The following is a 23,765-nucleotide window of genomic DNA, read 5'->3' on the forward strand; positions in this document are numbered from 1 at the left end:
AATTGTATTCCACCTTTATCGTTAATCTTGCACGGCTTCAGATTGGGCAGTGTCAGATTGCGCAGGATCAGATTGCAAAGACAGTGCAATAATATGTGTCAAAAGCGCGTCAATATCGCGTTTTGCTTGAAGCGTTTGCATAAATTCAGCCGAAATATCTTTGGCATTTTGAGGAAGATTTTCCCATTCCGCAAAAGCTTTTTGATAATCGCCTTTTTGAATAGCAACTTCCATACGTGCCGCTATCGCACCAGCATCAGTGCCAAGTGTGTCCCCCACAGGACGCAACGAGACAAGACCTTTTACACTGGCCCATAATTTTTCACCAAAGCCAGCATTGAGTGGCACTTGATTTTGTGTTGCAGCAATCGCATCCGCTACATGAGAAAACATATTTGCAAGCGTTACCTGAGAAGCAATGCCGGTTTGAGCTTTTTTTTCTAAGGCATCATAAACAATAAGCTGAGGGGCTAAATTTTGTAAAGTTTGCAATTCATGGTGATAAGATCCGCCGCGATCAACCGCATTTTTTAAAGCATTGACGGCCATCATAACAGCAATGTCTTTTCCTTGCATGCCATGTGTAATCTGCGATTCCAAATTATCAATTTTTTTATGAATCACTTGGATTGTTTCACTATTATGATTGCTTAAAGATAATGCTTCTGTCGTTTTTTTCGACAGATCATCAATTTTTAAGGAAAGCGTCTTCATCGCCTCTATTTGGCTTTGATCGTTATTTCCTGACGACATCGAGGTTTTAAAGGTTTCAACATTTGCTGTGATCGCAGCCAATTGGCGTTCCATCTCATCTGTTTGTTCACGAATAGCACTTGCCGCTGCAAATGCATCATCCAAAGCCTGACGATCACTTACCGATAATTGTTGAACAGACATTGGTAAATGATCAGCCAATTGACGTTTTAAATCACCCAATTCATCAGAAACATTGGTGAGGCGTGTTTGCCATGTTAGATCGTTAGAAAAAGAAGGGATAATTCCAGCCCATTGCAGACCAGCGCCAAGTGCTAAAGCAACCACACCGCCTAAAAATCCTAATGCCCATAAACTTGTTGATCGTCCTGATTTTTTCTCTTTTTGACGATCCATAGTCTTGGGCATATCTTTCTTATAAGCATTTGATGCAGTAAATGGCTTGGTCTCTTCCTGAGCATGTGTTTGATTTAAATCGTTGCGAGGCGTTTTCTCGTTTTGTTCATCTGACATCAATTTTTCCTGTGGTTTTCCCGGTTGTTTATCCATAGCAATTGGTTCAGCCTCAGGTGTGATATCTGTTTTTTCAACATGATCTATACGTTTTGGCTTACGCGTTTTACCAGCATATGAAGACTTTGCTGGTGGTTTTGCAGATTTTGCCATGGCGCCTCACTTTTTCATTTCTTGCATTTTAACATAATGAAGTGAAAAAAAGGTTTATACCCTCATCACTCATTCTTTTTATGTTAAAAGCTTAATCTTAAGTGTTTTAGTCGAATGCTTTATCCCTCAAAAAAGTTGCCAGCCCTTTAAGCATTGCCTCCTCATTTGGTTCATACGCGATAATTGTTGGATTGCATAGTCTTACAGGGATCGCATTGGCAATACGCTGTGATAAACACAAAAGCGCGGTTGAAGGATTAAGAAAAGAGCTTATTTGCTCAAGACTTTTTGCTGCCAGAGCAGAATATAGCATTATAATTTTTATTTTTTGAGTAAATTTTTGCTTCTCTTGTAACGTTAATTGGAGGGGAAACGTATCATAAATTTCTATAACAGTCAGGTTTTTATGCGTCATTAACAATTCATTTTCAAGATCAGGTCCCCTTACTCTGCCTGCAAGATATAAAAAATGTATCTCTTGTGAACAATCGATTGATGCAACCAATTTTTCAGCTGTTGATGCAATGATTTTAATTGTATCAAATCCAAATTTTTCAGCAATCTGTGCAGTACGTGGTCCAACGCAATAAAGATCTTTATGTTTTAAACTTTGAAGCAGGCGTGGTTCCATATGCTCAAAAACCGCTTCGCTCGTTATAATAAGGGCCTCACCTTTAAGTGCAGCTTCATTAACAGGCAAACCGACAGTTTTACTCAAAGGCAAAACAAGAGGCGTTAACCCCATTTCTTGTACACGTTTTGCCGTACGCATTGCACCTAATTTTGGACGTGTTACAAGAACACTCATTGAAAAAGCTCCACCACTATATTCCTGCATAACAACCATAATTTCTTCAAACTATTGCTCTTTCCTATATTAAGGATCATAGAATTGGTTTCAATCTTAAGACGTCCATGATAGCAAAAACAAAAGAAAAACCAAACGCCAATGAAATATTTGATAATTTGGTTTTTGAATTAAAGGATCAAAAAGACATGCGCATTTTGGGAATTGAAACAAGTTGTGATGAAACAGCCGCTGCAATTGTCGAAGATAATGGTCAAGGCGAGGTACGCATTTTGTCTAATATTGTATGGAGCCAAATTCATGATCACGCCCCCTTTGGTGGTGTTGTTCCAGAAATCGCAGCACGTGCCCATGTTGAAAAACTTGATACACTCATTGAGGATGCTCTTAAAACAGCAAAAATGGAACTCAAGGATGTTGATGCTATTGCTGCAACCAGTGGCCCAGGTTTAGTGGGGGGGCTTCTTGTTGGAATCATGACAGCAAAGACACTCGCCCTTGCCGCAAACAAACCTTTTATCGCCATTAATCATCTTGAGGGCCATGCTCTGAGCGCACAGCTTAGTCATAAAATAGACTTTCCTTATCTTTTATTGCTTGTCTCAGGTGGACATACACAGACACTGCTTGTCAAAGGGCTTGGTAATTATGTACGATTGGGAACAACTATTGATGATGCGCTTGGCGAAGCTTTTGATAAAACAGCAAAACTTCTTGGTTTGCCCTATCCCGGAGGTCCAGAAATTGAAAAACAAGCGCAATTGGGTGATGCAACACGAATCATTTTACCGCGTCCTTTAAAAGGTGAAACACGATTAGACTTTTCTTTTTCCGGTCTGAAAACGGCGGTCAGGCAGGTTGCAACACAAATGGCACCATTGAGTGATCAAGATGTCGCCGATATTGCTGCGGCTTTTCAATTGGCTGTAACAGATACACTTAATGATCGGGTTGAACGTTCCCTTTTGCATTTTATCAAGGAATGTCCTAATAAAAAGCCTGTCTTTGTTGTAGCGGGCGGTGTTGCGGCCAATAGAGCAATAGCGCAAAACCTTCAAAATTTATGTGATAATCACGGCTTTTTATGTCTTGTTCCACCTCTGGAATTTTGTACAGATAATGCTGCTATGATTGCCTATGCAGGTGCAAAACATTTTGCTAAAGGCCATATATCAGCACTTGATACTGCTCCACGCTCACGCTGGCCATTAGATGAAAAATCTTCGCCCTTAATTGGCGCAGGCCGTAGAGGAGCAAAAGCATGACCAAGAAACAAACAAAAAACATCGCTATTATGGGCTGTGGTGCTTGGGGGACAGCACTCGCGGCAATGGCTTGTCGTCTTGGTCATCGTGTTAAGCTTTATGGACGTGATAAAAAAGTTGTAGATTCGATCAATCACTATCACCACAATCCATATTATCTGCCAGACATTTCCATTCCTGAAAACATCATCGCTACGGATAATATTGAACAGGCTTTAGAAAAGCCTGATTATATATTATTGGTCATCCCTGCACAAAATATAAGAGCAGCCTTAACTCAATTTATCGCTATGATTCCCCAAAATACCCCTATTATTTTATGCGCTAAAGGCATTGAACAAAAAACTGGAAAATTTATGTCTGAAATTGGGGAAGATATTCTTCCAAACCATCAGATTGCTGCCCTTTCAGGTCCAAGTTTTGCTGAAGATGTCGCGAAAGGATTACCGACTGCCGTTACCATTGCAGCAAAAAATATTGAGCTGGCACATAATATTGCACACACCCTTTCTGGCCCTGTTTTTCGCTGCTATTCAAGCAGTGATCTGATTGGAGTAGAAGTGGGTGGTGCCTTAAAAAATGTTTTGGCTCTTGCCGCAGGAGCCGCCAGTGGGAGGGGTTTAGGCGCAAGCGCACAAGCAGCCTTAATTACTCGCGGATTTGCTGAACTGCGCCGTATTGCTCAAGCTATGGGCGCAAAATCCGAAACAATAACCGGATTATCTGTTTTGGGCGATCTCATCTTAACCTGTTCTTCCAATCAATCACGTAATTTTTCTTATGGATTTGCGTTGGGTGCTGGCCAATCAACCAACGGGCTTAGACTTGCTGAAGGCGTTTCCACTGCACCTGTTGCAGCCCAACTTTGCGCCGATAAAAATATTGATGCGCCGATCATTCATGTTGTGTCGCGTTTACTTGATAGACGAATAAGTCTTGTTGATGCTATTCATAGCTTGCTGACAAGACCGCTAAAATCTGAGGATTAATCATATGTATTATGCTGTTACATGTATTGATAAAAAAGACCATCTCAACCTTCGTTTAACAACACGACCTGAGCATTTAACCTATTTGAAAAACTTAGACGATGTCCTTAAAATTGCTGGACCATTCATGGATGAAAATGGTCAACCAAATGGGACATTAATGGTGATTGAAGCATCATCACTCAAAGAAGCACAAAGCATTGCTGAAAATGACCCTTATGCACGAGCAGGCTTATTTGATAAAACAGATATTCGCACATGGAACTGGACAATCAATAATCCAAAAGTGGAGGCATAAATGGCATATTGGCTGTTTAAATCTGAGCCATTAAAGTGGTCTTGGCAAATGCAAAAAGCCAAAGGAAAAGAAGGCGAACAATGGGACGGTGTACGAAATTATCAAGCCCGCAATAATATGCGCGCGATGAAATTGAACGATAAAGGTTTTTTTTATCATTCTAATGAAGGACTTGAAATTGTTGGTATTGTTGAAGTTTGTGCGCTTGCTCATCCTGATTCAACAAGTGAAGATCCCCGATGGGAGTGCGTCGACATCCGCGCGCTTTATGATATGCCAAAACCGGTAACGCTTAAAGCCGTGAAAGCCAATCCAAAATTGCAAAAAATGTCTCTTGTAACGTCTATGCGCCTATCAGTACAACCCGTTACTAAAGAAGAATGGATTGAAGTGTGTCATATGGGCAATCTGGATCCAGCACCTGAATGAAGTTTGACCAATTTATTCGAACACATACTGAGCCAAAAGCTTGTATAAATGTTGAAAATATAGTGCTTTACCATGGTTTTGATATTGATCAATTATGGCATGCGGCACAAAAATTTTTAGCGTTAAAAGATTATCCACCACCATTTTGGGCATTTCCGTGGGCAGGTGGTGAAGCACTTGCTCGTTATATCCTTGAAAATCCCAGTTATGTCGATAATAAACACGTCTTTGATTTTGCTTCAGGTTCTGGTTTGGTCGCTATTGCTGCAAAAAAGGCGGGTGCCAAACATGTTGTTGCCTATGACATTGATCCTTTTTCGGCCCACGTCATCGGTTTAAATGCAAAGTTGAATAAAATAGATATTGAAATTTCAACGGCTCAACTTTTAAATACTCATAATATTTTAGAAGATCATACACCTTGGGATATTATCCTAGCAGGTGATATATTTTACGATAAAATCATGACACACACCATTATACAATGGCTTCAAAAGTTAAAAAATAAAGGAAAAACAGTATTGATTGGTTGTCCTGAAAGACGTCACACACCAACAGAAATTTTGTCCCTGAAAGCCGAATATACGATGAAAACGGACCCTTTGATTGAAGGCACGCCTATTAAAAAAGCTCAAATCTGGCAAATGAAATACATTTGAAAATTTGATTTGTTTCATACAAACAAGCTTATATTTCTTATCATAAAAATGATAAAATTCATATTTATAAAAAGCACATGATCGTTGATCGTTTTGCCTGTCAATTCATCAAATTTAAAAAAACAAAAAGAGTTTATTAAAAATTTTATTTTAAGAAAAGTTTAATCTTTTTAACTTTATGCTATAATGAAATAATTCGATGACTTAAGGTGACAATTTGCACCTCATTTTTTACCACACACACTGACTTGGAGCTTTGTGTATGAAATTAAGAACTGCCATTCTTGCCTCATTTTTGATTTCAGCAACCGCTCTTGTTGGTTGCCAAGATTCTGGAAAATTACCACAAATTGGTAAAGCAACACAAGAATTGCCTAAAAAGGTCTTGAATAAAATGTCGGCGAAAAATATGGAAAAATATTCGCCAATACTTGTTCGTGTCTTTAAGGAAGAAGATGTTGTCGAGGTTTGGAAACAAACCCGAACGGGCAAATATGATCTTATTTCAACATTTGATATTTGCAAATGGTCGGGTAAATTAGGGCCAAAATTTATGGAAGGTGACCGTCAAGCACCTGAAGGTTTTTACACAATCCGCCCCAACCAAATGAATCCCAATTCACGTTATTATCTTGCTTTTAACATTGGTTTTCCAAATGCTTATGACCAAGTAAATGGAAGAACAGGACAGCATTTAATGGTTCATGGTGCTTGTTCTTCGGCTGGTTGCTATTCAATGACGGATGAAAATATTGCCCAAATTTATGCTTTTGGGCGCGATTCTTTTAAAGGCGGACAACGCGAGTTTCAATTGCAGGCATTTCCGTTTCGTATGACTGCTGAAAACATGGCACGCTATCGTCATGATCCAAATTATCAATTTTGGAAAATGCTAAAAGAAGGTTACGATATATTTGAACTCACAAAAAAACCACCCAAAGTGGATGTATGTGAAAAACGTTACGTTTTTAATCGTGTACCAGATGGTCAATCACTTTTACCAACTTCGGTATGCCCATCATCAGCCTATGACCCATCTCTGCAAACAGCCTATTCTTCTTACCAAAAAAAATATGAAAATGCTTTTTCATCGGCATTAAATAAAAAGAAAACAAAACCAGTATCGCCTACGATCCAAAGCCTAGATGAAGCGCGGCTGGTTGCAGATTGGAGTAAAAAGCGCGCGGCTGGTATAAGAGTATCAAGGGAACCCCCATCTTTAACGCCCGCATCAAGTGAAACACCGAATGCACCTGATATTGATGCATTTGCGCCTTCAACTCAAGAAGCACCCACTGCAACTCAAGCGCAGATTAATACGATTGTGCCGATGAGCAAACCTATCAGCGAGCACTATGCCCAAAATGACACACAAGCATTTAATGCAGCAGATGCAGATTCCAAAAAGAAACTTTTTTGGAAAATCTTTGACGGCAAATAAAGCTTTAATAAATGACGCTATAAGTTTAATGGAAATTTTCCACAATCAAAATTTATGTTCAAGACTTTCAATTTTCATATTGGAAGTTTTGAAAGAATAAATTTATATTTTCATAAAATGTATAGTATTTAAACAAATCATATTTTTTAAATTACTATAAATTGAAGAACAACATTATAATGACAAAAGTAATATCCTTTTCACGGGTAAGAAAATGACCTAAATGTGAATAATCGAATGTTTCACGTGGAAACAAATAGTTTTATAGCTGCATGACACACACACTGCCATCTTATTATTGAGAAGAAGATTTTGTAAATTTCGACTGATTATAATGCTCTATAAACAACCATGATTGCAATAAACTGTTTTAAAATTTCAAGCCTGGTATTGCCAAAGGATTTTCCATCATAGCTTGACGATCGGCGGTATCAATAGAAGGCTTACTTAAAAAAGCATCAAACATGTCTCTAATAGCTTTTTCATCAATTGAGTCTGTAATGAGAACCAAACGGGTTTGTCTGTTTTCATCTGGCCATTTTTCAAGCATGATTGGTGGATGAAACACAGTTTGCACACCATGAATAATGACAGGTTTTGAAGGATCCTCACTTAACGCAACAATTCCTTTCATACGCAAAATTTGCGCGCCCATTGTTGCACGTAAAATATCAATAAACGCTTCTAATGCACGATAGGAAATGGTTCCATCATGCAATAAGGAAAAGGCACGTATTGTATCATCATGGCGATTAACATCATGATGATGGTGATGACCTTCCTCATGCTCTAACATATCAAAGCTCGACATCATGGATAATTTAGCTTCTAACGCAAAATCATCAATCCCAATCATATCTTGTGGTTTTAAATGCTTTTCATCATTGATATAAAGTTTGGCTGTGGAATTAAGCTTTTTAATTTTATCAATCAAAGTTTTAGACAACGCATGATTGTCCAATAAATCCGTTTTGGTAATAAGAAGACGATCCGCAAATGCAATTTGACGCAAAGCCTCTTCATGCTTATCCAATGTTGCTGCTGCATTCACAGCATCAACCAATGTGATAACACCATCAATTTCAAAAAAGGACTGCATGATTGGATGACCAATCACAGCTTGCAGTATAGGTGCTGGGTCAGCAAGACCTGTTGTTTCAATAATAACACGCTCCAACTGCTTTAAGCGCCCTGTTTGCAGCCGATCAATCAAGTGTGCCAAAGTGTCCAATAAATCACCGCGCATGGTGCAACAAAGACATCCGTCAGATAATTCAATAATGCCTTCTGCGGCAGTTTCAACCAAAAGATGATCAATGCCAACCTCACCAAATTCATTCACAATGACAGCTGTATCTTTTAACGATACATCTTTGAGCAAATGATTAAGAAAAGTCGTTTTACCTGCGCCTAAAAAACCCGTGAGAACTGTGACAGGAATACGTTTTGAAGAAGGTATCATGGCGCATACTCATAGGCTGGCCGCTGGGCTGGAATTGGCGCTTTCCAAATAGGTACTTCTCCCGGTTTTGCAGGCTGTGGTTCTGCTATAAGACGCACTTGCATCGGCTGACTATGCAGAGCAAGAGCCGCAATGAAAGGAGAATCAAAAATCGTTTTTCCTTTTTCATCACGATATTGCATACGTATCTCCCAAGCTTCCTGATTGCAAATATCCTGTCTTCTATCACTTGCTTGCGATAATTTTGTACCATAAGGCTGCAATGTAGCTAGTGTCACTTGCGAAGTGCCTTGATTTGAAAAACCCTCATTGAGAAGTTTTGCAGCAAGTCCTTCACGTTGATCAATACGTTGCGCGCCCAATACGATCGCAATGAGAGTACGACCATTGCGCGTTGCAGATGCTGCCAGATTAAAACCAGATGAACAGATAAATCCTGTTTTCATACCATCTGCTCCGTTAAAACGTCCAATAAGATTATTGGTATTTTGTTCAACCTTTCTGCCATCACCATAATCAATCGCAGGGATTGAAAAATAATGCACATATTGTGGAAATTCTCGACGAATTTGTGCCGCCAAAACAGCCAAATCACGCGCTGTTGAATAATTATCAGGATCAGGCAGACCATGCGGATTAGAAAAATGTGTACCAAACATACCCAAACGCTGCGCTTCTGCATTCATCTTTTCAACAAAAGCTGCTTGAGAACCGCTCACTGTTTCTGCAATTGCGGCAGCAAGATCATTGGTGGATTTAACCATCATGATAGAAAGAGCCGTATCAAGATCAAGCACCGATCCAGCTTTATAACCTGAACGGCTTGGTGGCTCTTTTGCAGCACGCGCACTTACAACCACATGAGAGCTTGGGGACAATTGTCCTGAATGCATAGCGCGAAAAGTAATATAAGCCGTCATCATTTTTGTTAATGAGGCAGGATACCAACGATCAAAAGCTTCCTTGTGCGCCAACACACGCCCCGTTGAGGCATCAACAACTATATAGGGATTGGCTTTTGCAACACTGGTCATACATACCAAAATGATGAAAAGTAAAAAACGGCGACCAAATTTAATCATATTACTGCCTGAAATCTAAAATGCTAAAAACGATAAAGTTTCTTTTAGCCTAATCTTATTTTCAAAACAAAACACAACCACGTTTAATTGCTAAAATAATTACGACCTTACCATAATTTATATTTACACTATTTTCCAGTTAAGCGAATATGGATTTGTTTTAAAAACATACATTATAAAAGCTTAAACATCTATAAACCAAGGACGATACACTCATAAACAGAAATTTATCATAGATTATAGACACAAGCCTTTTAATAAATTCTATGAATAAATTTCAAATCGTACCAATTTATGGCATTGCCCTAGTGAAAGTTCCTTCTAATTATGATAGTATAGGAACAGATGTGGAGGAAAGGAAACCAAATGTTTGAACGTATCCTTGTTACAACCGATGGTTCAGAACTTGCTGAACGAGGTATTGATGCAGCTATTGAACTTGCAAAAAAAACAGGTGGTGAACTTTTCATTGTTACCGTCACAAGCATAATGCCTACCTATGGCAGTGTTGTTGGAACTGAATGGGCAACAAATCCCGGTGCTTTTGATGAAGTACGTGAAGAAATTGATGATGATGCGCGAAAAATTCTTGAAAGCGCTCTTCATAAAGCGGAACAATTAGGAGTGAAAGCAAAGGGTATTCATGCCGAAAATCAATTGGCTGCTGCTGGTATTGTTGATGCATCTAATGAACATGAGGTGGATTTGATTGTGATTGCTTCGCATGGAAGGCGCGGTGTCAATCGATTAATTCTGGGTAGTCAAGCCTCAGAAGTTTTATCAATGAGCGAACGTCCCGTTTTAATCATAAAATAGCTCTATAATTGCAAATCATGCACTATTGATGAAAATTATAATCCTATAATCAATGATTATAGGATTTTTTAATGACGACACTTCATTCATTTGAATAATGATGATCGTATTATGATTTTATGCACGAGGAAAGTGGTGAGAAAATAAATCAGGAAGGGCTTTACGAAGAGTACTTACAATAAAATAAGCAAGTGCAACTTTAAGACCATCTCCCGGAATAAAAAGAAAATCTCCAAGCAGTGCTTTGCCATAACTTATATTGAGCATATGCGCCATCCAAATGGTGCCAATGGCATGTTCAACCAATATACCACCAATAATAAGAGCGATCCATTCCTTTAAAGGTGTTAAATGATTGCGAAAAAGAGCATAAAAAGCACCAATAACCCATGCTGAAAAAGGAAAACCAATAAGATATCCTGTTGCTGGTGAAAAAAACGAAGAAATACCTCCCCGCCCACCAGATAATAAAGGCAACCCAGCTGCAACTAAAATAAGAAACACAATACAGGCAAAAAAACCACGTTTTGCGCCTAAAATTGCCCCTGCTAACATAACACCTAAAGTTTGGGCGGTAATGGGAACAGGAATCAAAGGAAGAGGAATGGCAGGCACAAAACCTAAAGACGCAATAAGAGCTGCAAAAAGCGCTACGGATACAACATCTTTAACCCTCACATCAAAATCCTTCTTTACTTTTTACTCTCTATCATAACAGCGTGCTTCAATAGCTGCTGCCACATCTTCTTGCATTTTAAAACTTCGAATAAGAACGGGCATAATAAGAGCAATTGGCTTATTGTCCAAACCACGTGCTTTTTGTGCTTCCTGAACTTCTTTTGTCAACTCAGAAAACAATGGGATAAAACGTAACGTCATAGACAATGCGAGAGATAATTTTGCTGGATTAACCCCAAAATATCGCATAAACGAAAAGAACTTTTCTAAAAACAACAATAATTTAGCAAATGGTGTTGTCAAAGTCACAAGGGCGGCAAGAAGAAAAAGCGCGGCTAATCGTGTAATAACAAGAAAAGCATTTTCCAAATCTGTACTAAAATAGTGAATGATAAAAAGCGCAATAAAAATCCACCATAAAGCGCGTATTTGCGTCAATGGTTTTTTGAATGAAAAACCGGCCATGATGTAGAGAAAATAAACGATAAAAAGCATGACAGTGCTTAGCCATAAACGAGGATAGAAAAATAAAACAATACTGATCAAAAAAATCACAGCCAATTTAAAACCGATTGGCAAGCTGTGTAGGAGCGATTTTTGATAGGTTGGGTCCATCACGCCATCATATCCAAATAATAAGGAATTGCTTTATCTGGAACATCATCACAAACAATTTTTCCTTCATCAAAGACAAGAATGCGATCAAAATCAGTTAACATTTCAAGATCATGAGACACAACAATAATTTGTTGTGACAGAGATAAAATCGTTTGCGTTATTTTGCGCTTATTACGCAAATCTAATTGTGTTGTGGGTTCATCAAAAACAATAATTTCAGGCTCCATTGTTAGCACACCACAAAGACTTAAAAGTTGTTTTTGACCACCGCTTAAAGTTTGAACGGGTTGCAAGCGAATATGCGAAAGATTATACTGCTCAAGAACGCTATCGATCCGTTTTATAATTTCGTCCTTATGCAGTCCAATATTTTTCATGCCAAATGCAAGGTCTTCTTCCACAACAGGCATGATAAGCTGATTATCAGGGTTTTGAAAAATAAAACCAACTTTACGACGAATATCTTTACCGTTTTTTTTGCTGTCCAAATTATCAATATAAACTGTTCCAGAATTTGGAATTTTTAAACCATTTAACAGCCGTGCAAACGTGCTTTTTCCAGAGCCATTCGCCCCTATCACCGCAATACGCTTTTCTTTAAGTCTCAGTGTGAGATCTTTTAAAATTGTATATCCGTTTGCGACCACTGTGACATTTTTTAGCTTAATCATAAATCTTTCAGACATCTTAAAAATGAAACGGGTGAATAAAAACAAAGCATGAGTTTCAACCTTAAAAGATAATGATTGGAATATATCATGATTTACGCGTTTTTCCTGCCCATTCAACACCAAGCTCTTTTAATCTTTTGACAGCATCAGGTGGCATTGGTGGTGGATTGTCAGAACATGCTGCTTTTACAAGCAATTCATCACAAGCTTTTTCAGTATTTTCTATCAATCGAGATAAAAATTCTCGTTTTTTTAAACCAGCTTCTATTGGCGGTAATATACGCACTAAAATTTTGCCGCGATAGCGGCGGAAATTACCGCGTGGCCAATAAAGACCAGCATTATGCGCAATCGGAACAACGGGCACATTAAGCTCATTGTAAATCGCTAAAATTCCGGGTTTATAATCAGGCTCAGCACCAGGTTGACGACGAGTGCCTTCTGGGAAAATAAGAACTTGTCTTTGCTGTTTTATCTTTTCTTTCGCACCCTTTAAAACTGTTTTCATCGCCTTTAAAGGAGATCCACGATCAATTGGAATAATTTGTGTTTTTGTCATATACCAGCCAAAAAGTGGTATCCATGTCAATTCACGCTTCATAATTAAAGATGGATCATCCAGAAAAGGAACAAGACCGAAAGTTTCCCAAGCAGATTGATGCTTGGGCGCAATAATATACGCCCCTTGAGGTAAATTGTCTAAGCCTTGTATGTCAAAATCCGTACCAGCAATATATTTTTGAAGAAACAGCGTCACACGTGCCCAAGTCTTTGGTACAATCCATGCTTTTTTACGGGGCATTAAAAAATAAACAGGCGCATAGACAATCATCTGTATCAATGTCGTCATATAAAATGCGATGGTAAATAAAATAGAACGAAGTGCAAGCACCATATTGTTTCTCACCAAATAAATTCAAATGATTTTCTTTATAAAATAAATTTGAATAAGAAAACACTTTAATCAAAAAACGGCCCGAAGGCCGTCTTAAAATTTTCATCAAAAAAAGTGAAATTCAGTCCGCTGATTTTGCCCTGATTGTTGCCACATCCTTTGCCGTGACACTTGAAGCATCATTGCTCCAGCTTGAACGTAAAAAAGTTGCAAGTTCAGCTACATCTTCGTCGCTTAAACGCCAATCAAATGGCGGCATAGCCAAATCAGAAGGGCGCTTCACTGTTGAAGGCATACGTGCACCATTTAAAATAACATCTATAAGCCCTGAGGGATCTTTGGCATTAATCAACGCTGCGCCATCAAGTTCTGGAAATACACCTGCTGCGCCTTTTCCATTGACAAAATGGCAAGCATTACAATTATCGATATAAAGACGCGCCCCAATGGCCATATCGGGATCAGCCTTTGTTAACATATCAGTTGTTATTTGCGCATTTTTTACAGGTTTTTCAGCTTGGCCTTGCAAAGTAATATGCTTTAAATAAGCGACAATTGAATCCATGTCACGTTCGCTCGCAAATTGCATAGAACGGCTTACAACAAGCTGCATTGGACCAACCACAGCACTATGTGCATTGCGTCCTGTTTGCAAATAGGCTTTTATTTCTGCATCATCCCACCGAGCAAGGGAGGAATTTGCATGACGCAAATTGGGTGCATACCAACCATCGATTGTTTCCCCAGTTAGAAATTTATCGCCCGTATCATCAAGTGCAGATTGATTATAAAGCACTGTGCGTGGCGTATGACAGGCGCCACAATGGCCAAGACTTTCAACCAAATAAGCACCACGATCGAGTTTTTCATCATCAAAACGCGGCTGATAACCAGCCTCATTGGAAAGGGCATACCAATTCCATAAACGAATACCCCAACGCTGATTAAAAGGAAAAGATAAATTCGTTTTATGCACTTTTTGCGAGACTGGCTTAACCTCATTCATAAAATAATCATAAAGTGCGACAATATCAGGCTCACTGATTTTGCGATAATTTTCATAGGGCATTGCAGGATAAAGCAATTGACCATCTTTCCCAATTCCATCGCGCAAAGCAGAGCGAAACTGATCGAGTGTCATATTTTTAATGCCATTTTCATCAGGCGTTATATTGGCGGAATAAATCACACCAAAAGGACTTGCTACTTGATATCCACCACCAAATGGCTCATCGTCATTGCTGGTATGACAAGAAGTACAATCTGCCATTTTTGCTAAATATTCGCCACGTCCCTTTTCAGGCTTAAAATCAGGCGCAAGTGCTTGTGTCGGTCCGCTGCGTTGTATAGGCACAAACATGATTGCCAAAATGCAAAGAACTACCAAAATAACCAGTCCAAGAATGATTTTGAGAAAACGTTTCATGATGGTTCTCTCCTATACCAATGAACGCGGATTCTTAAGATAATCGGATTTGATCTTATCAACCATCCAATATGTCAATGCGCCAATTGTACCCGTAGGATTATGCTGAATATTTTGCGGAAATGCGTTGGCGCCGGGAATAAATAAGTTATGATAATCCCAATGTTGCAAATATCGATTTAATGCTGATTTTTTACGATCTTGCCCCATAATTGCACCGCCCACTGTATGAGTCGATTGATAAACGCGGACATCATATTGTTCGTCATCTTTCATCGCAGCTTGGTGTTGATAGTGATCACAGCCAATCGTATCAGCAATTTTATCAATCTTTTTTGTAATATATTGAGAAAGACGAATTTCATTTTCATGCCAGTTAAAGGTCATGCGCATTAAAGGTCGTCCATATTTGTCTTTATAGATCGGATCAAGATCAAGATAAGCATCACGATAAGACATTACCGATCCATGTTGTGTGATCGCCATGGAATGGCCATACCACTCGCCAATGGCCTTTTTCCAACCACCACCCCAATTGGGTGTTCCATCTGGCAAAGGCATGGAATGGATCGGCTGGCCATTTGTCTGATTGGTTGAAACACGGCTACCACCGATAAATCCTTCTTTGGCAAAATCAATTTGGTTAAATCCGTAATCATCAATAAAAGAACCATTACAACCCGTTCCAACAAAAGGATTAAACGTTTTGTCTTTATAATAAAGCGTGCCACCGCCAATCATCGTTTGATAGGCATAATTACGTCCAATCACCCCTTCACCGCTGTAAGGATCATAAGGTTGTCCAAGTTCAGACAAAAGCAATAAATGCACATTGTTGATCATAAAACCACCCAAGATAACAAGATCGGCAGGTTGGAATATTTCTTCATTAGCCTCATTAATATAAGTCACTCCCGTGACAGTCTTACCATCTGATGATTTTTCAATCCGTAAAACTTCTGACTTTACCCGATATTCAAAATTTTTATATTGTTTCAAAGCCGCTAAAATACTTACCTGTGGCGACCCTTTAGAATAATTGAGACAGCCATATCGCTCACAAAAGCCACAATAATTGCATGGTCCCATCTGCATACCGTAAGGATTTGTATAGGCCTCAGACGCAATGGCAGAAGGACATGGAAAGGGATGAAGGCCCATTTTTTTTACAGCGTCATTAAAGATACGTCCATTATAGGTCATTGGCAATGCAGGCATCGGATAGGGATTGGAGCGTGGTCCTTCAAATGGATCACCACCTTCTTGAATCACACCACGCAAATTTCCAGCTGTCCCTGAAGTGCCTGCAACTTTTTCAAACATATCAAAATGGGGCTCCAACTCATCATAGCTTACACCCCAATCTTCAACTGTCATATTTTCAGGAATAATATCGCCAAAAGTTTCTTCAATATAAGAACGCGTCCGCAATTCTTCAGGTTGAGCACGATAAGTCATACCATTCCAATGAATACCCGCACCCCCAACACCTATACCAGGCAAAAAGGAACCTAGCTGACGATAAGGCAGTGCCTTTTCCTGTAGGCTGCGACGAATTGTTAATGTATGATCATGCGGGCGCACAGCCGTACCAAGACGCACACCATAGCGTAGCTCATCGGCAGGTTTTGGATAGGCAAAATCAGGAACGGTATCACGATCTTTACCCCGTTCAAGTGCTAAAATGTCCAAGCCTTCCTTAGCGAGTTCTATTCCAACAATAGCACCTGTCCAACCAAGCCCAATAATGACAACATCTTTTTTCTTCACGGTTACAGTCATAATTTAAGCCCTTTCACCAGTAAGAGAAACAGGTCCTAAGCGATAAGGCACATTATCTTTTTCAACCCATTCAAGAAAACTTCCTCGCGCACCGGGAAAACCAATATAAACCCATGCCGCCATATCATGATTGCCGCCATAAATTGGATCTGCCAAATAACCTTCTTTAGTATTTTGAAGAAGAAAAGCGAAAAAATCACCTGATCGCAATTCTTTAATCGGCACATCATCCTTTTCAACACGCATTAAAACGTCATCTTGTTTATCAGGTGATAAATCGGCAAAAATCGCACCATAATTATTCACACACCAATCATTGATAACAGGTATGGCAATGCGATAAGCTTGTGCTGGTGACGGTGCTGCCTGATAGCCTGTATAGCGTGGCGCATTACGGTCAAAAGGGGCTTCCATATACCAATGTTCACCCTGTCCCCAATGTGTTACCATCTGTTTATCAATAAAAACAGGAACACGCGCTTCAAGTGCGCCAGGGCCTTTACCCTCAGAAGGAATAAGACGAGCTGTTGCGGCAAGAATAAAAGCCCATTCTTGAGCATTGAAATAAGAGCGTTGATAGGTTTTTAAATCAACTGGTCCCGACGGCTGTGCCATGACATGTCGAGCTGATAAAGCAATGGCTGCACATGTCGCTGCACCCACAAGAAGACCACGCCGCGTAATGGAAAAATTTCTATTTATTGCCGTTTTTTGTGTCATACTATCCTCCACGAACACGTGTGGGTTTAAGTGTGACACAAAATAAAACCAAGGATAATTGATAAAATGACAAAAAACGTTAAAGTGATAAAGCTTCCGATATTTGTCATATTTTGAAAGCTTTTTATTAGAATGTAAAGCATGATCAAGGAAAGTTCAAAACCATGCTGATAAATCTGCTCAAGCACTATAGAAAAACAGTGTGTTGTTTCATTCTTATTAGCGTTTTGCTTATCAGACCTATTTTATCACTGGCACAAATGACCAGCGATGGACCATCAGGGCGTTATTGTGGTTTTGTCTTTCATGCAGGTACCAATGTCAGTGTTGAATTAACACTTCAACATAATGAAAAAGGACGTCTTATTGGCCATATGATTTATCGCGATGATGAAACAAACACGCAAGGCACTGTAGAAGAGTGGATAAACCAAGACACTACATATAGAATGAACAGCACACAACACATGCTACATTGGCAAGATAAATATGGTTCTGGTCTTGCTTTATTGACTTTCGATCAGAATTTTAATCAATTTCAAGGCCTTTGGGGCGCAAATCTTCAAAAACCACATTATCCATGGACAGGAAAACGTTGCAATGACTATACAAGTTGAATCATTGACAAAAACAGACATACGCAAAAATGACAATGATCAAACCAGAACCGTCATTCCTAATATTTTAACAATTGCAGGGACGGATCCCTCTGGTGGTGCAGGTATGCAAGCCGATATTAAAACTTTTTCTGCAATGAAAACCTATGCTATGAGTGTGGTAACAGCAGTCGTTGCACAAAATACAACGGGTGTGCGTGCATTTGAGGCGTTAGATGCCTCTTTTGTAAGTGATCAAATTGATGCCGTCTTTGAAGATGTTGCCGTGGATGCTGTAAAAATTGGCATGATTGCTAATATTAAAATTGCCCAAAAAATTGCCGAACGCCTTATATACCATCAAGCAAAAAATATTGTTCTTGATCCAGTTATGGTCGCTAAAAGTGGTGATCTTCTCCTTGAAGAGGATGCCATAGTATTCATTCGTGAAATTTTAGTTCCTATGGCCGCTATTATCACACCTAATCTTCCAGAAGCTTCTGTTTTGCTGAATATAAAACCGCAATGGTCATTTGATGAAATGCGCCAGCAAGTGCCCAAATTGCTCGAACTTCAATGTCGTTCTGTTCTTTTAAAAGGTGGACATCTTAAAACAAGAACCAGTCCTGATATTTTTGGTGACAAACATGGTCTGATTGAATTAGAAGCCGAGCGTGTTATCACTCAAAATGATCACGGAACAGGGTGTACCTTATCTGCAGCTATTGCAGCACTTTTACCAACAACGCCATTAGTCGATAGTGTACGTCTTGCTAAAAATTATATAACGGATGCTCTTAAAGCTTCTCATGAGTTACATGTTGGACATGGGCATGGTCCCGTTCATCATTTTTATCACTTATGGAAAAATGGCCAAATTTTTTGATACGCTTGGAATTAAAAAGCATTTGCTGTGATTTAAACCCAATAAATTTTATCAAAGCTCAAGAAAAAATTGATGAGAGAAAAAGAAAAGAGGCAGCAAAATATCACTATTTTTAAGGATTATCGCCAAATTTAGTCGTCAGAATTTTCCATATTCAAAAGACATAAAAATAGCTTCAATCTGCATGTCAAAAAATTCAATCGAATGATTGATCCACTTATCGCTTTCTTTCTTGCTTATTTTTACTGTTTATTCCATTTTAACAAAATCAGGAGGGCTATAGCTTAAAAAATCGATCTTTTAAGCGCTTGGAGAAATTCCCAAATGCTTATGAAAAACACGACGAAAAGTTTCTTCACTGCCAAAACTACAAAGCACGACAATCTGTTTCATTGTCTTTTTACTTTCAAGATAGTGACGCGCGTCTTCAACACGTATAAGTGCAATCGCTTTGGCAGGACTATAGCCCGTAATTCTGCTATAATGACGATAAAAACTGCGTTCACTCATGTTCATTTTTTGCGCAAGAATCGAGAGCGTTAAAGGTTTGGACAGATTTTCCTTAATCCATTCGTTCAGTCTATTAAATCGTTCATCTTCACTTGATAAATCGAGCAGTGTGCTGAATTGGCTTTGCCCTCCCGGGCGACGTAAATAAACAACCAATTGGCGGGCAATCGCTTTTGCCATAGCAAAACCAAGATCTTCCTCTATCATTGCAAGCGCCATATCAATACCAGAAGTAATGCCAGCCGATGTCCATATTTTGTCTGAGCGCACAAAAATTGCATCGTCTTTCCAGTCTACTTTTGGATATTTTTCCTTAAATTCTTTTAACCGATGCCAATGGGATGTCGCTTGTTTCCCATCAAGCAATTTTGCGCTTGCTAATAAGCTTGCACCGCTACACACTGAGGCGGTTCTTCTGGTTGAAAAATGAATGTGTGTTAACCAGTCTAAAATTTGACAATCACAACAAACTGTATCTATTCCCATCCCGCCACTAATGATCACTGTATCAATTTTTTAGGGGCGTTTTCTATCTTAAGACAATTTAAAACCAAACCACTCGTTGTTTTAATTGAAGTGCTTCGCGCGAGTATATGAAGTGTATAGGCAGGATTATTTGGATGGCAAAAATCATTCGCCGTCGCAAAAACCTGTAAAGGTCCTGTAATATCCAAAATTTGACTATCATCAAACGCAAATATCGCAATAACGCGGCTTTTTCCTGATGGAAGACAGAAAAATGGCATAAATTGCGGGATCTTTGGCATCAACAACACACTATAAAGACTATAATTGCAACATATAATAAAACATTAAAAGGAGAAAACTTATGTCATTACAAGTTGGAATTTTATCTTTCCGCAAATGCAATTGCTAGATTTTGCTGGACCTTACGATGTCTTTACCACCTCAAATCACATCACTGTTCATCTTATTGGTGAAACATTAGAGCCGATTAAAACAACCAACCATATTCGTCTTAATCCGCAATTTGATTGCAACACCGTTCCCAAACTTGATATTTTATGTATCCCCGGTGGAAAAGGTGTGAACGCATTACTTGAAAATGAAACTGTTCTCAAATTTATTCAATCACAAGCGCAAACCACACATTATATTTCATCTATTTGCACAGGCTCATTGGTGCTTGGTGCTGCTGGTGTTTTAAAGGGGTATAAAGCCACATCGCATTGGTCGGCAGTTGAATATCTACCCTATTTTAGTGCAATACCAAAAAATGATCGCGTTGTTATCGATAAAAATATCATCACAGCAGGCGGTATAACAGCAGGTATTGATTTTGGTTTGTTCATTATTCAACATTTAATAAGTCTTGAAGAAGCTCAAAAAGTTCAACTCATATTACAATATGACCCGCATCCCCCATTAGATTGTGGAACGCCCGAAAAGGCACCACAAAATATTGTCAAAGATTTAAAAACACCTAACTTTATTAATGATCAAAGCAAACGCATTGCTGAATTATTTAAGAAAAATCATGAAACGCTTTAAAGCGAAAAAAATAAAAGCGCATTTTCTTATTTTGTTAAAAGTGCAGGGATGGGTTCAATAACAATCCTGCACTTTTAACACATGTGTCTTTAACTTTTTCGAGCCTTGCCAAGAGCATCCGCCGCCCGTAATGCGTTAAAGACATCCTCAGCTGTTATGTTACCACTTTCATTATGAATGGTTTCGCCCTCAACCGTTGCAGCTTTTGCAGCACTCATCAACGCCTCATCACTCACATCACCAAGGCCAATACCAGCCAATGTGGTTGGTAAATGGATCGCTTCACAAAAATCATAAATGGTCGCGATCATATCAGCATCTTTATCTGTTAATATCAAAGAAGCTAAAACACCAATTGTTACCTTTTCACCATGCCAATAATGGTGCGTTTCAGGCAATGTGGTTAAACCATTATGAATAGCGTGACAGGCGGCCAAACCACCGCTTTCAAAACCAACACCTGAAAGAAGCGTATTGGCCTCAATAATTTTTTCTAATGCAGGTGTAAGAATACCTGCAGCGCAAGATTGATATGCAAGCTCGCCGTAATCCAACAAAGTATCAAAACACATTCGTGCCAGACCGTAGGCTGCATTTGATCCTAAACGACCTGTCATATTGCTTGCATGAGAAACACGACATGCTTCAGCTTCAAACCACGTTGCTAATGCATCGCCCATACCAGAAGCTAAAAAACGAACAGGCGCTTTTGCTATCACTTGAGTGTCAACAAGCACAAGATCTGGATTTTTTGGCAAGAAAAGATACCGATCAAATTCACCCTTACAAGTATAAATAACCGATAAAGCACTACAAGGTGCATCACTTGATGCGAGTGTTGGAGCAATCACAACTGGCACTTTCAAAGTATAAGCCACAGCTTTGGCTGTATCTAATGTTTTACCGCCGCCAATACCTGCAACAACATTTATTCCTTCATTCTTTGCCAGTCGGTTAATCTCCTCATCACTGCATTCCCCCTTAAAGTTTTCGATGATCGCTTCAACTTTATCACCTAAACCATTTTGAACATTTGTACAGTATTGTTGCGTTACAAATGGATCTTGCAATAACAGCACTTTTTTACCAAATCGTGCCAATTCTTCACCAAGCAAAGACCATGCATGAGGACCTTGAATATAACGTGAGGGAAATATCGTTGTTGTGATCATAACGTTGCCCTTTTTTAAATCTTATTAAAGATGTTTTATTCAACAACGCATTGATGATCATTATATTCTTAATTTAAGGTCTTTTTCTCACCAATAGCCGAGAACCTTCCACCATATGCCACCTATTATAGCAAAAATAAGAATATTAACAACACTCATGATAAAGCCTACACCCCACCATCGACCTAAACTCACAAAACCAGAGTTAAAAATTATAGGCGATGTTCCTGTTCCATAATGCGTAAGACACATCATAATGGCTGATGATGCCGCCATAAGAAACATATATAGATTGATATAAGAGGCTGGAATAAGATGCACACCAACATTAAGAAATGCCAGCATCATAGCGCTAATATGTGCCGTAGTGCTCGCAAATGCGTAATGAGCATAAAGAAATGTTAAAATCAGAACAGCCATAACAAATGGCCAGCTCATACCACTATGTTCAATAGCCACCATCAAACCATCAGAAAACCATGAAACGATACCTAACTTATTTAATTCGTTCGCCAGCATAACCAACGCACCAAACCAAATCAGTGTATCCCATGCGCTTTTTTCTTTAATGACATCATCCCATGTTAATGTACCGCATACTAATAAAATAACCAAACCGATAAAGGCGACAGCAGTTGGATTAAAAACAAAACGCTGCCCAAACAGCGCTGCTGGCACACCCGCCCATAATAAAAGCATGATAAGAAATGTCATAAGCATGACAATTTCCTTACCTTGAATGGGGCCAAGATTTTCAATTTCCTTTTTTGCATATTTAATTGCATTTGGTGTTGTTTTAAGTTGCGGAGGTGACATCCAATAAATCACAAGCGGCATAACCAACATGGCAACAACACCAGGAATCAACATAGACAAAGCCCAAGCACTCCAAGAAAGAGAGAGATTTTGATTTGTCGCTTGGGCGATATAATTGACAACAAGCGGGTTCGGTGCCGTTGCCGTTATAAACATTGCGGAACTGATAGGGTTGGCATGATAATTGACAAGAGCCAAATATGTACCAACCTTACCTTGTGTACCTTTTTCAGGATCGGATTGGAAAGCATGGGCAATTGAGCGCATAATAGGATGCATAATCGCGCCTCCTCTGGCGGTATTGCTGGGCGTAAAAGGTGCAATAAACATTTCGCACAAAGCCAATCCATAACCAATTCCAAGAGTTTTTTTGCCTAACGCTGCGATAAAATAAAACCCTATACGCATGCCTAATCCAGTTTTAATCAAACCACGGGAGACAAAAATAGAAATAACGATCAACCATATTAATGTACTGTTCATAGCCCCAAGCGCATCAGCAACAGCTTCACTGGAAGTTGATGAAGTTACTTTGGAAACCATGACAACAGTAATGGCGATGATCGACATTGCGCCAATCGGCATCACTTTTAGGATAATGCCAAGAATTGTTGCAATAAAAATTGCAACGAAATGCCATGCTTCAGGTGTTAAGCCATCAGGTTTCGGAAAAAGATAAAACGCGCAAAAGACGATAACACATAAAATCCCAGGAACGATACGAAAGGGAAAAAAAGCCGAGATTTTTTGATAATATGTTTTGACTTTTTGCATAATGTATATCCCTTCATGATCAAAATTTAAGACGAGTCAAAGCGATCAAGTCTAAAAGATGATAAAAGTTTCATCTTTTG

General features: G+C 39.1%; 25 protein-coding genes. 10 read left to right on the plus strand and 15 right to left on the minus strand.

Annotation, left to right across the window (positions count from 1 at the left end; translation table 11 throughout):
* Window positions 1–21 precede the first annotated feature (21 nt).
* Both ME5_RS01220 and ME5_RS01225 read right to left on the minus strand, forming a co-directional pair.
* Complete coding sequence (locus ME5_RS01220) at window positions 22–1,380, minus strand: hypothetical protein (protein ID WP_008037644.1); 1,359 nt, start codon at window positions 1,378–1,380, stop codon at window positions 22–24.
* Between the two features lie 106 nt (window positions 1,381–1,486).
* The gene (locus ME5_RS01225; RefSeq protein ID WP_245256469.1) at window positions 1,487–2,227 is read right to left on the minus strand and encodes a uroporphyrinogen-III synthase; all 741 of its coding nucleotides are present in this window, start codon (window positions 2,225–2,227) and stop codon (window positions 1,487–1,489) included.
* Between the two features lie 149 nt (window positions 2,228–2,376).
* Between ME5_RS01225 and tsaD the strand changes: the two genes are divergently transcribed.
* The 6 genes from tsaD to ME5_RS01255 all read left to right on the plus strand — a co-directional run bounded on the left by tsaD (window position 2,377) and on the right by ME5_RS01255 (window position 7,269).
* On the plus strand, window positions 2,377–3,453 hold the full coding sequence (gene tsaD / locus ME5_RS01230; protein ID WP_035000399.1) for a tRNA (adenosine(37)-N6)-threonylcarbamoyltransferase complex transferase subunit TsaD: 1,077 nt from the start codon (window positions 2,377–2,379) through the stop codon (window positions 3,451–3,453).
* Window positions 3,450–4,442 carry an NAD(P)H-dependent glycerol-3-phosphate dehydrogenase gene (locus tag ME5_RS01235; protein WP_008037649.1) on the plus strand — a complete coding sequence of 331 codons (993 nt, stop codon included), beginning with the start codon at window positions 3,450–3,452 and terminating at the stop codon, window positions 4,440–4,442. The genes tsaD and ME5_RS01235 overlap by 4 nt, the downstream gene beginning before the upstream one ends.
* Before the next feature lie 4 nt (window positions 4,443–4,446).
* A complete protein-coding gene (locus tag ME5_RS01240; protein WP_008037651.1) occupies window positions 4,447–4,740 on the plus strand; it encodes a YciI family protein in 294 nt (97 codons plus the stop codon).
* Window positions 4,741–5,169 carry an EVE domain-containing protein gene (locus ME5_RS01245; RefSeq protein WP_008037652.1) on the plus strand — a complete coding sequence of 143 codons (429 nt, stop codon included), beginning with the start codon at window positions 4,741–4,743 and terminating at the stop codon, window positions 5,167–5,169.
* Window positions 5,166–5,828 (plus strand): class I SAM-dependent methyltransferase, encoded by a 663-nt coding sequence (locus ME5_RS01250; RefSeq protein ID WP_008037653.1) that lies wholly within the window; start codon window positions 5,166–5,168, stop codon window positions 5,826–5,828. The genes ME5_RS01245 and ME5_RS01250 overlap by 4 nt, the downstream gene beginning before the upstream one ends.
* Window positions 5,829–6,090: 262 nt before the next feature.
* Window positions 6,091–7,269 (plus strand): L,D-transpeptidase family protein, encoded by a 1,179-nt coding sequence (locus ME5_RS01255; protein WP_008037654.1) that lies wholly within the window; start codon window positions 6,091–6,093, stop codon window positions 7,267–7,269.
* 370 nt (window positions 7,270–7,639) lie between these two features.
* Here ME5_RS01255 and ME5_RS01260 read toward each other — a convergent pair whose 3' ends face one another.
* The gene (locus ME5_RS01260) at window positions 7,640–8,731 is read right to left on the minus strand and encodes a CobW family GTP-binding protein (protein WP_008037655.1); all 1,092 of its coding nucleotides are present in this window, start codon (window positions 8,729–8,731) and stop codon (window positions 7,640–7,642) included.
* A complete protein-coding gene (locus tag ME5_RS01265; protein ID WP_008037676.1) occupies window positions 8,728–9,813 on the minus strand; it encodes a D-alanyl-D-alanine carboxypeptidase family protein in 1,086 nt (361 codons plus the stop codon). The genes ME5_RS01260 and ME5_RS01265 overlap by 4 nt, the downstream gene beginning before the upstream one ends.
* 366 nt (window positions 9,814–10,179) lie before the next feature.
* On the opposite strand from ME5_RS01265, the gene ME5_RS01270 reads away from it, so the two are divergent.
* Window positions 10,180–10,629, plus strand: coding sequence for a universal stress protein (locus tag ME5_RS01270; RefSeq protein ID WP_008037678.1), 450 nt, complete (start codon window positions 10,180–10,182; stop codon window positions 10,627–10,629).
* Between the two features lie 117 nt (window positions 10,630–10,746).
* Here the strand turns inward: ME5_RS01270 and ME5_RS01275 are convergent, their stop codons facing one another.
* The 7 genes from ME5_RS01275 to ME5_RS01305 form a co-directional block, all read right to left on the minus strand.
* Entirely contained in the window at window positions 10,747–11,307 is a 561-nt protein-coding gene (locus tag ME5_RS01275; protein ID WP_008037680.1) for a biotin transporter BioY, read from the minus strand.
* A gap of 21 nt (window positions 11,308–11,328) precedes the next feature.
* The gene (locus tag ME5_RS01280) at window positions 11,329–11,922 is read right to left on the minus strand and encodes an energy-coupling factor transporter transmembrane component T family protein (RefSeq protein WP_008037683.1); all 594 of its coding nucleotides are present in this window, start codon (window positions 11,920–11,922) and stop codon (window positions 11,329–11,331) included.
* The gene (locus ME5_RS01285; protein ID WP_008037684.1) at window positions 11,922–12,596 is read right to left on the minus strand and encodes an energy-coupling factor ABC transporter ATP-binding protein; all 675 of its coding nucleotides are present in this window, start codon (window positions 12,594–12,596) and stop codon (window positions 11,922–11,924) included. Before ME5_RS01285 ends, ME5_RS01280 begins: the two co-directional genes overlap by 1 nt.
* A gap of 85 nt (window positions 12,597–12,681) precedes the next feature.
* Window positions 12,682–13,491, minus strand: a complete 810-nt coding sequence (locus ME5_RS01290) for a lysophospholipid acyltransferase family protein (protein ID WP_008037686.1) — start codon at window positions 13,489–13,491, stop codon at window positions 12,682–12,684.
* A gap of 121 nt (window positions 13,492–13,612) precedes the next feature.
* Complete coding sequence (locus ME5_RS01295) at window positions 13,613–14,917, minus strand: c-type cytochrome (protein WP_008037687.1); 1,305 nt, start codon at window positions 14,915–14,917, stop codon at window positions 13,613–13,615.
* Between the two features lie 12 nt (window positions 14,918–14,929).
* The gene (locus tag ME5_RS01300) at window positions 14,930–16,699 is read right to left on the minus strand and encodes a GMC family oxidoreductase (protein ID WP_008037689.1); all 1,770 of its coding nucleotides are present in this window, start codon (window positions 16,697–16,699) and stop codon (window positions 14,930–14,932) included.
* Between the two features lie 3 nt (window positions 16,700–16,702).
* Window positions 16,703–17,419, minus strand: a complete 717-nt coding sequence (locus ME5_RS01305) for a gluconate 2-dehydrogenase subunit 3 family protein (protein ID WP_008037690.1) — start codon at window positions 17,417–17,419, stop codon at window positions 16,703–16,705.
* A gap of 164 nt (window positions 17,420–17,583) precedes the next feature.
* Here ME5_RS01305 and ME5_RS01310 point away from each other — a divergent pair, with 164 nt between their 5' ends.
* On the plus strand, window positions 17,584–18,036 hold the full coding sequence (locus ME5_RS01310) for a hypothetical protein (RefSeq protein ID WP_008037691.1): 453 nt from the start codon (window positions 17,584–17,586) through the stop codon (window positions 18,034–18,036).
* Window positions 18,020–18,901, plus strand: coding sequence for a bifunctional hydroxymethylpyrimidine kinase/phosphomethylpyrimidine kinase (gene thiD, locus ME5_RS01315; protein ID WP_008037692.1), 882 nt, complete (start codon window positions 18,020–18,022; stop codon window positions 18,899–18,901). Before ME5_RS01310 ends, thiD begins: the two co-directional genes overlap by 17 nt.
* Window positions 18,902–19,201: 300 nt before the next feature.
* Here the strand turns inward: thiD and ME5_RS01320 are convergent, their stop codons facing one another.
* On the minus strand, window positions 19,202–19,897 hold the full coding sequence (locus ME5_RS01320; RefSeq protein WP_245256470.1) for a GlxA family transcriptional regulator: 696 nt from the start codon (window positions 19,895–19,897) through the stop codon (window positions 19,202–19,204).
* A gap of 14 nt (window positions 19,898–19,911) precedes the next feature.
* Entirely contained in the window at window positions 19,912–20,157 is a 246-nt protein-coding gene (locus tag ME5_RS01325) for a type 1 glutamine amidotransferase family protein (RefSeq protein WP_008037694.1), read from the minus strand.
* 106 nt (window positions 20,158–20,263) lie between these two features.
* On the opposite strand from ME5_RS01325, the gene ME5_RS01330 reads away from it, so the two are divergent.
* Entirely contained in the window at window positions 20,264–20,923 is a 660-nt protein-coding gene (locus ME5_RS01330) for a DJ-1/PfpI family protein (RefSeq protein ID WP_280641517.1), read from the plus strand.
* An 89-nt stretch (window positions 20,924–21,012) separates the two neighbouring features.
* Here ME5_RS01330 and ME5_RS01335 read toward each other — a convergent pair whose 3' ends face one another.
* Together ME5_RS01335 and ME5_RS01340 are read right to left on the minus strand one after the other, a co-directional pair.
* The gene (locus ME5_RS01335) at window positions 21,013–22,095 is read right to left on the minus strand and encodes a glycerol dehydrogenase (protein WP_008037705.1); all 1,083 of its coding nucleotides are present in this window, start codon (window positions 22,093–22,095) and stop codon (window positions 21,013–21,015) included.
* A gap of 87 nt (window positions 22,096–22,182) precedes the next feature.
* Window positions 22,183–23,685, minus strand: coding sequence for a DASS family sodium-coupled anion symporter (locus ME5_RS01340; protein ID WP_008037711.1), 1,503 nt, complete (start codon window positions 23,683–23,685; stop codon window positions 22,183–22,185).
* Window positions 23,686–23,765 lie beyond the last annotated feature (80 nt).

The sequence above is a fragment of the Bartonella tamiae Th239 genome (genome assembly GCF_000278275.1).
GTDB lineage: Bacteria > Pseudomonadota > Alphaproteobacteria > Rhizobiales > Rhizobiaceae > Bartonella > Bartonella tamiae.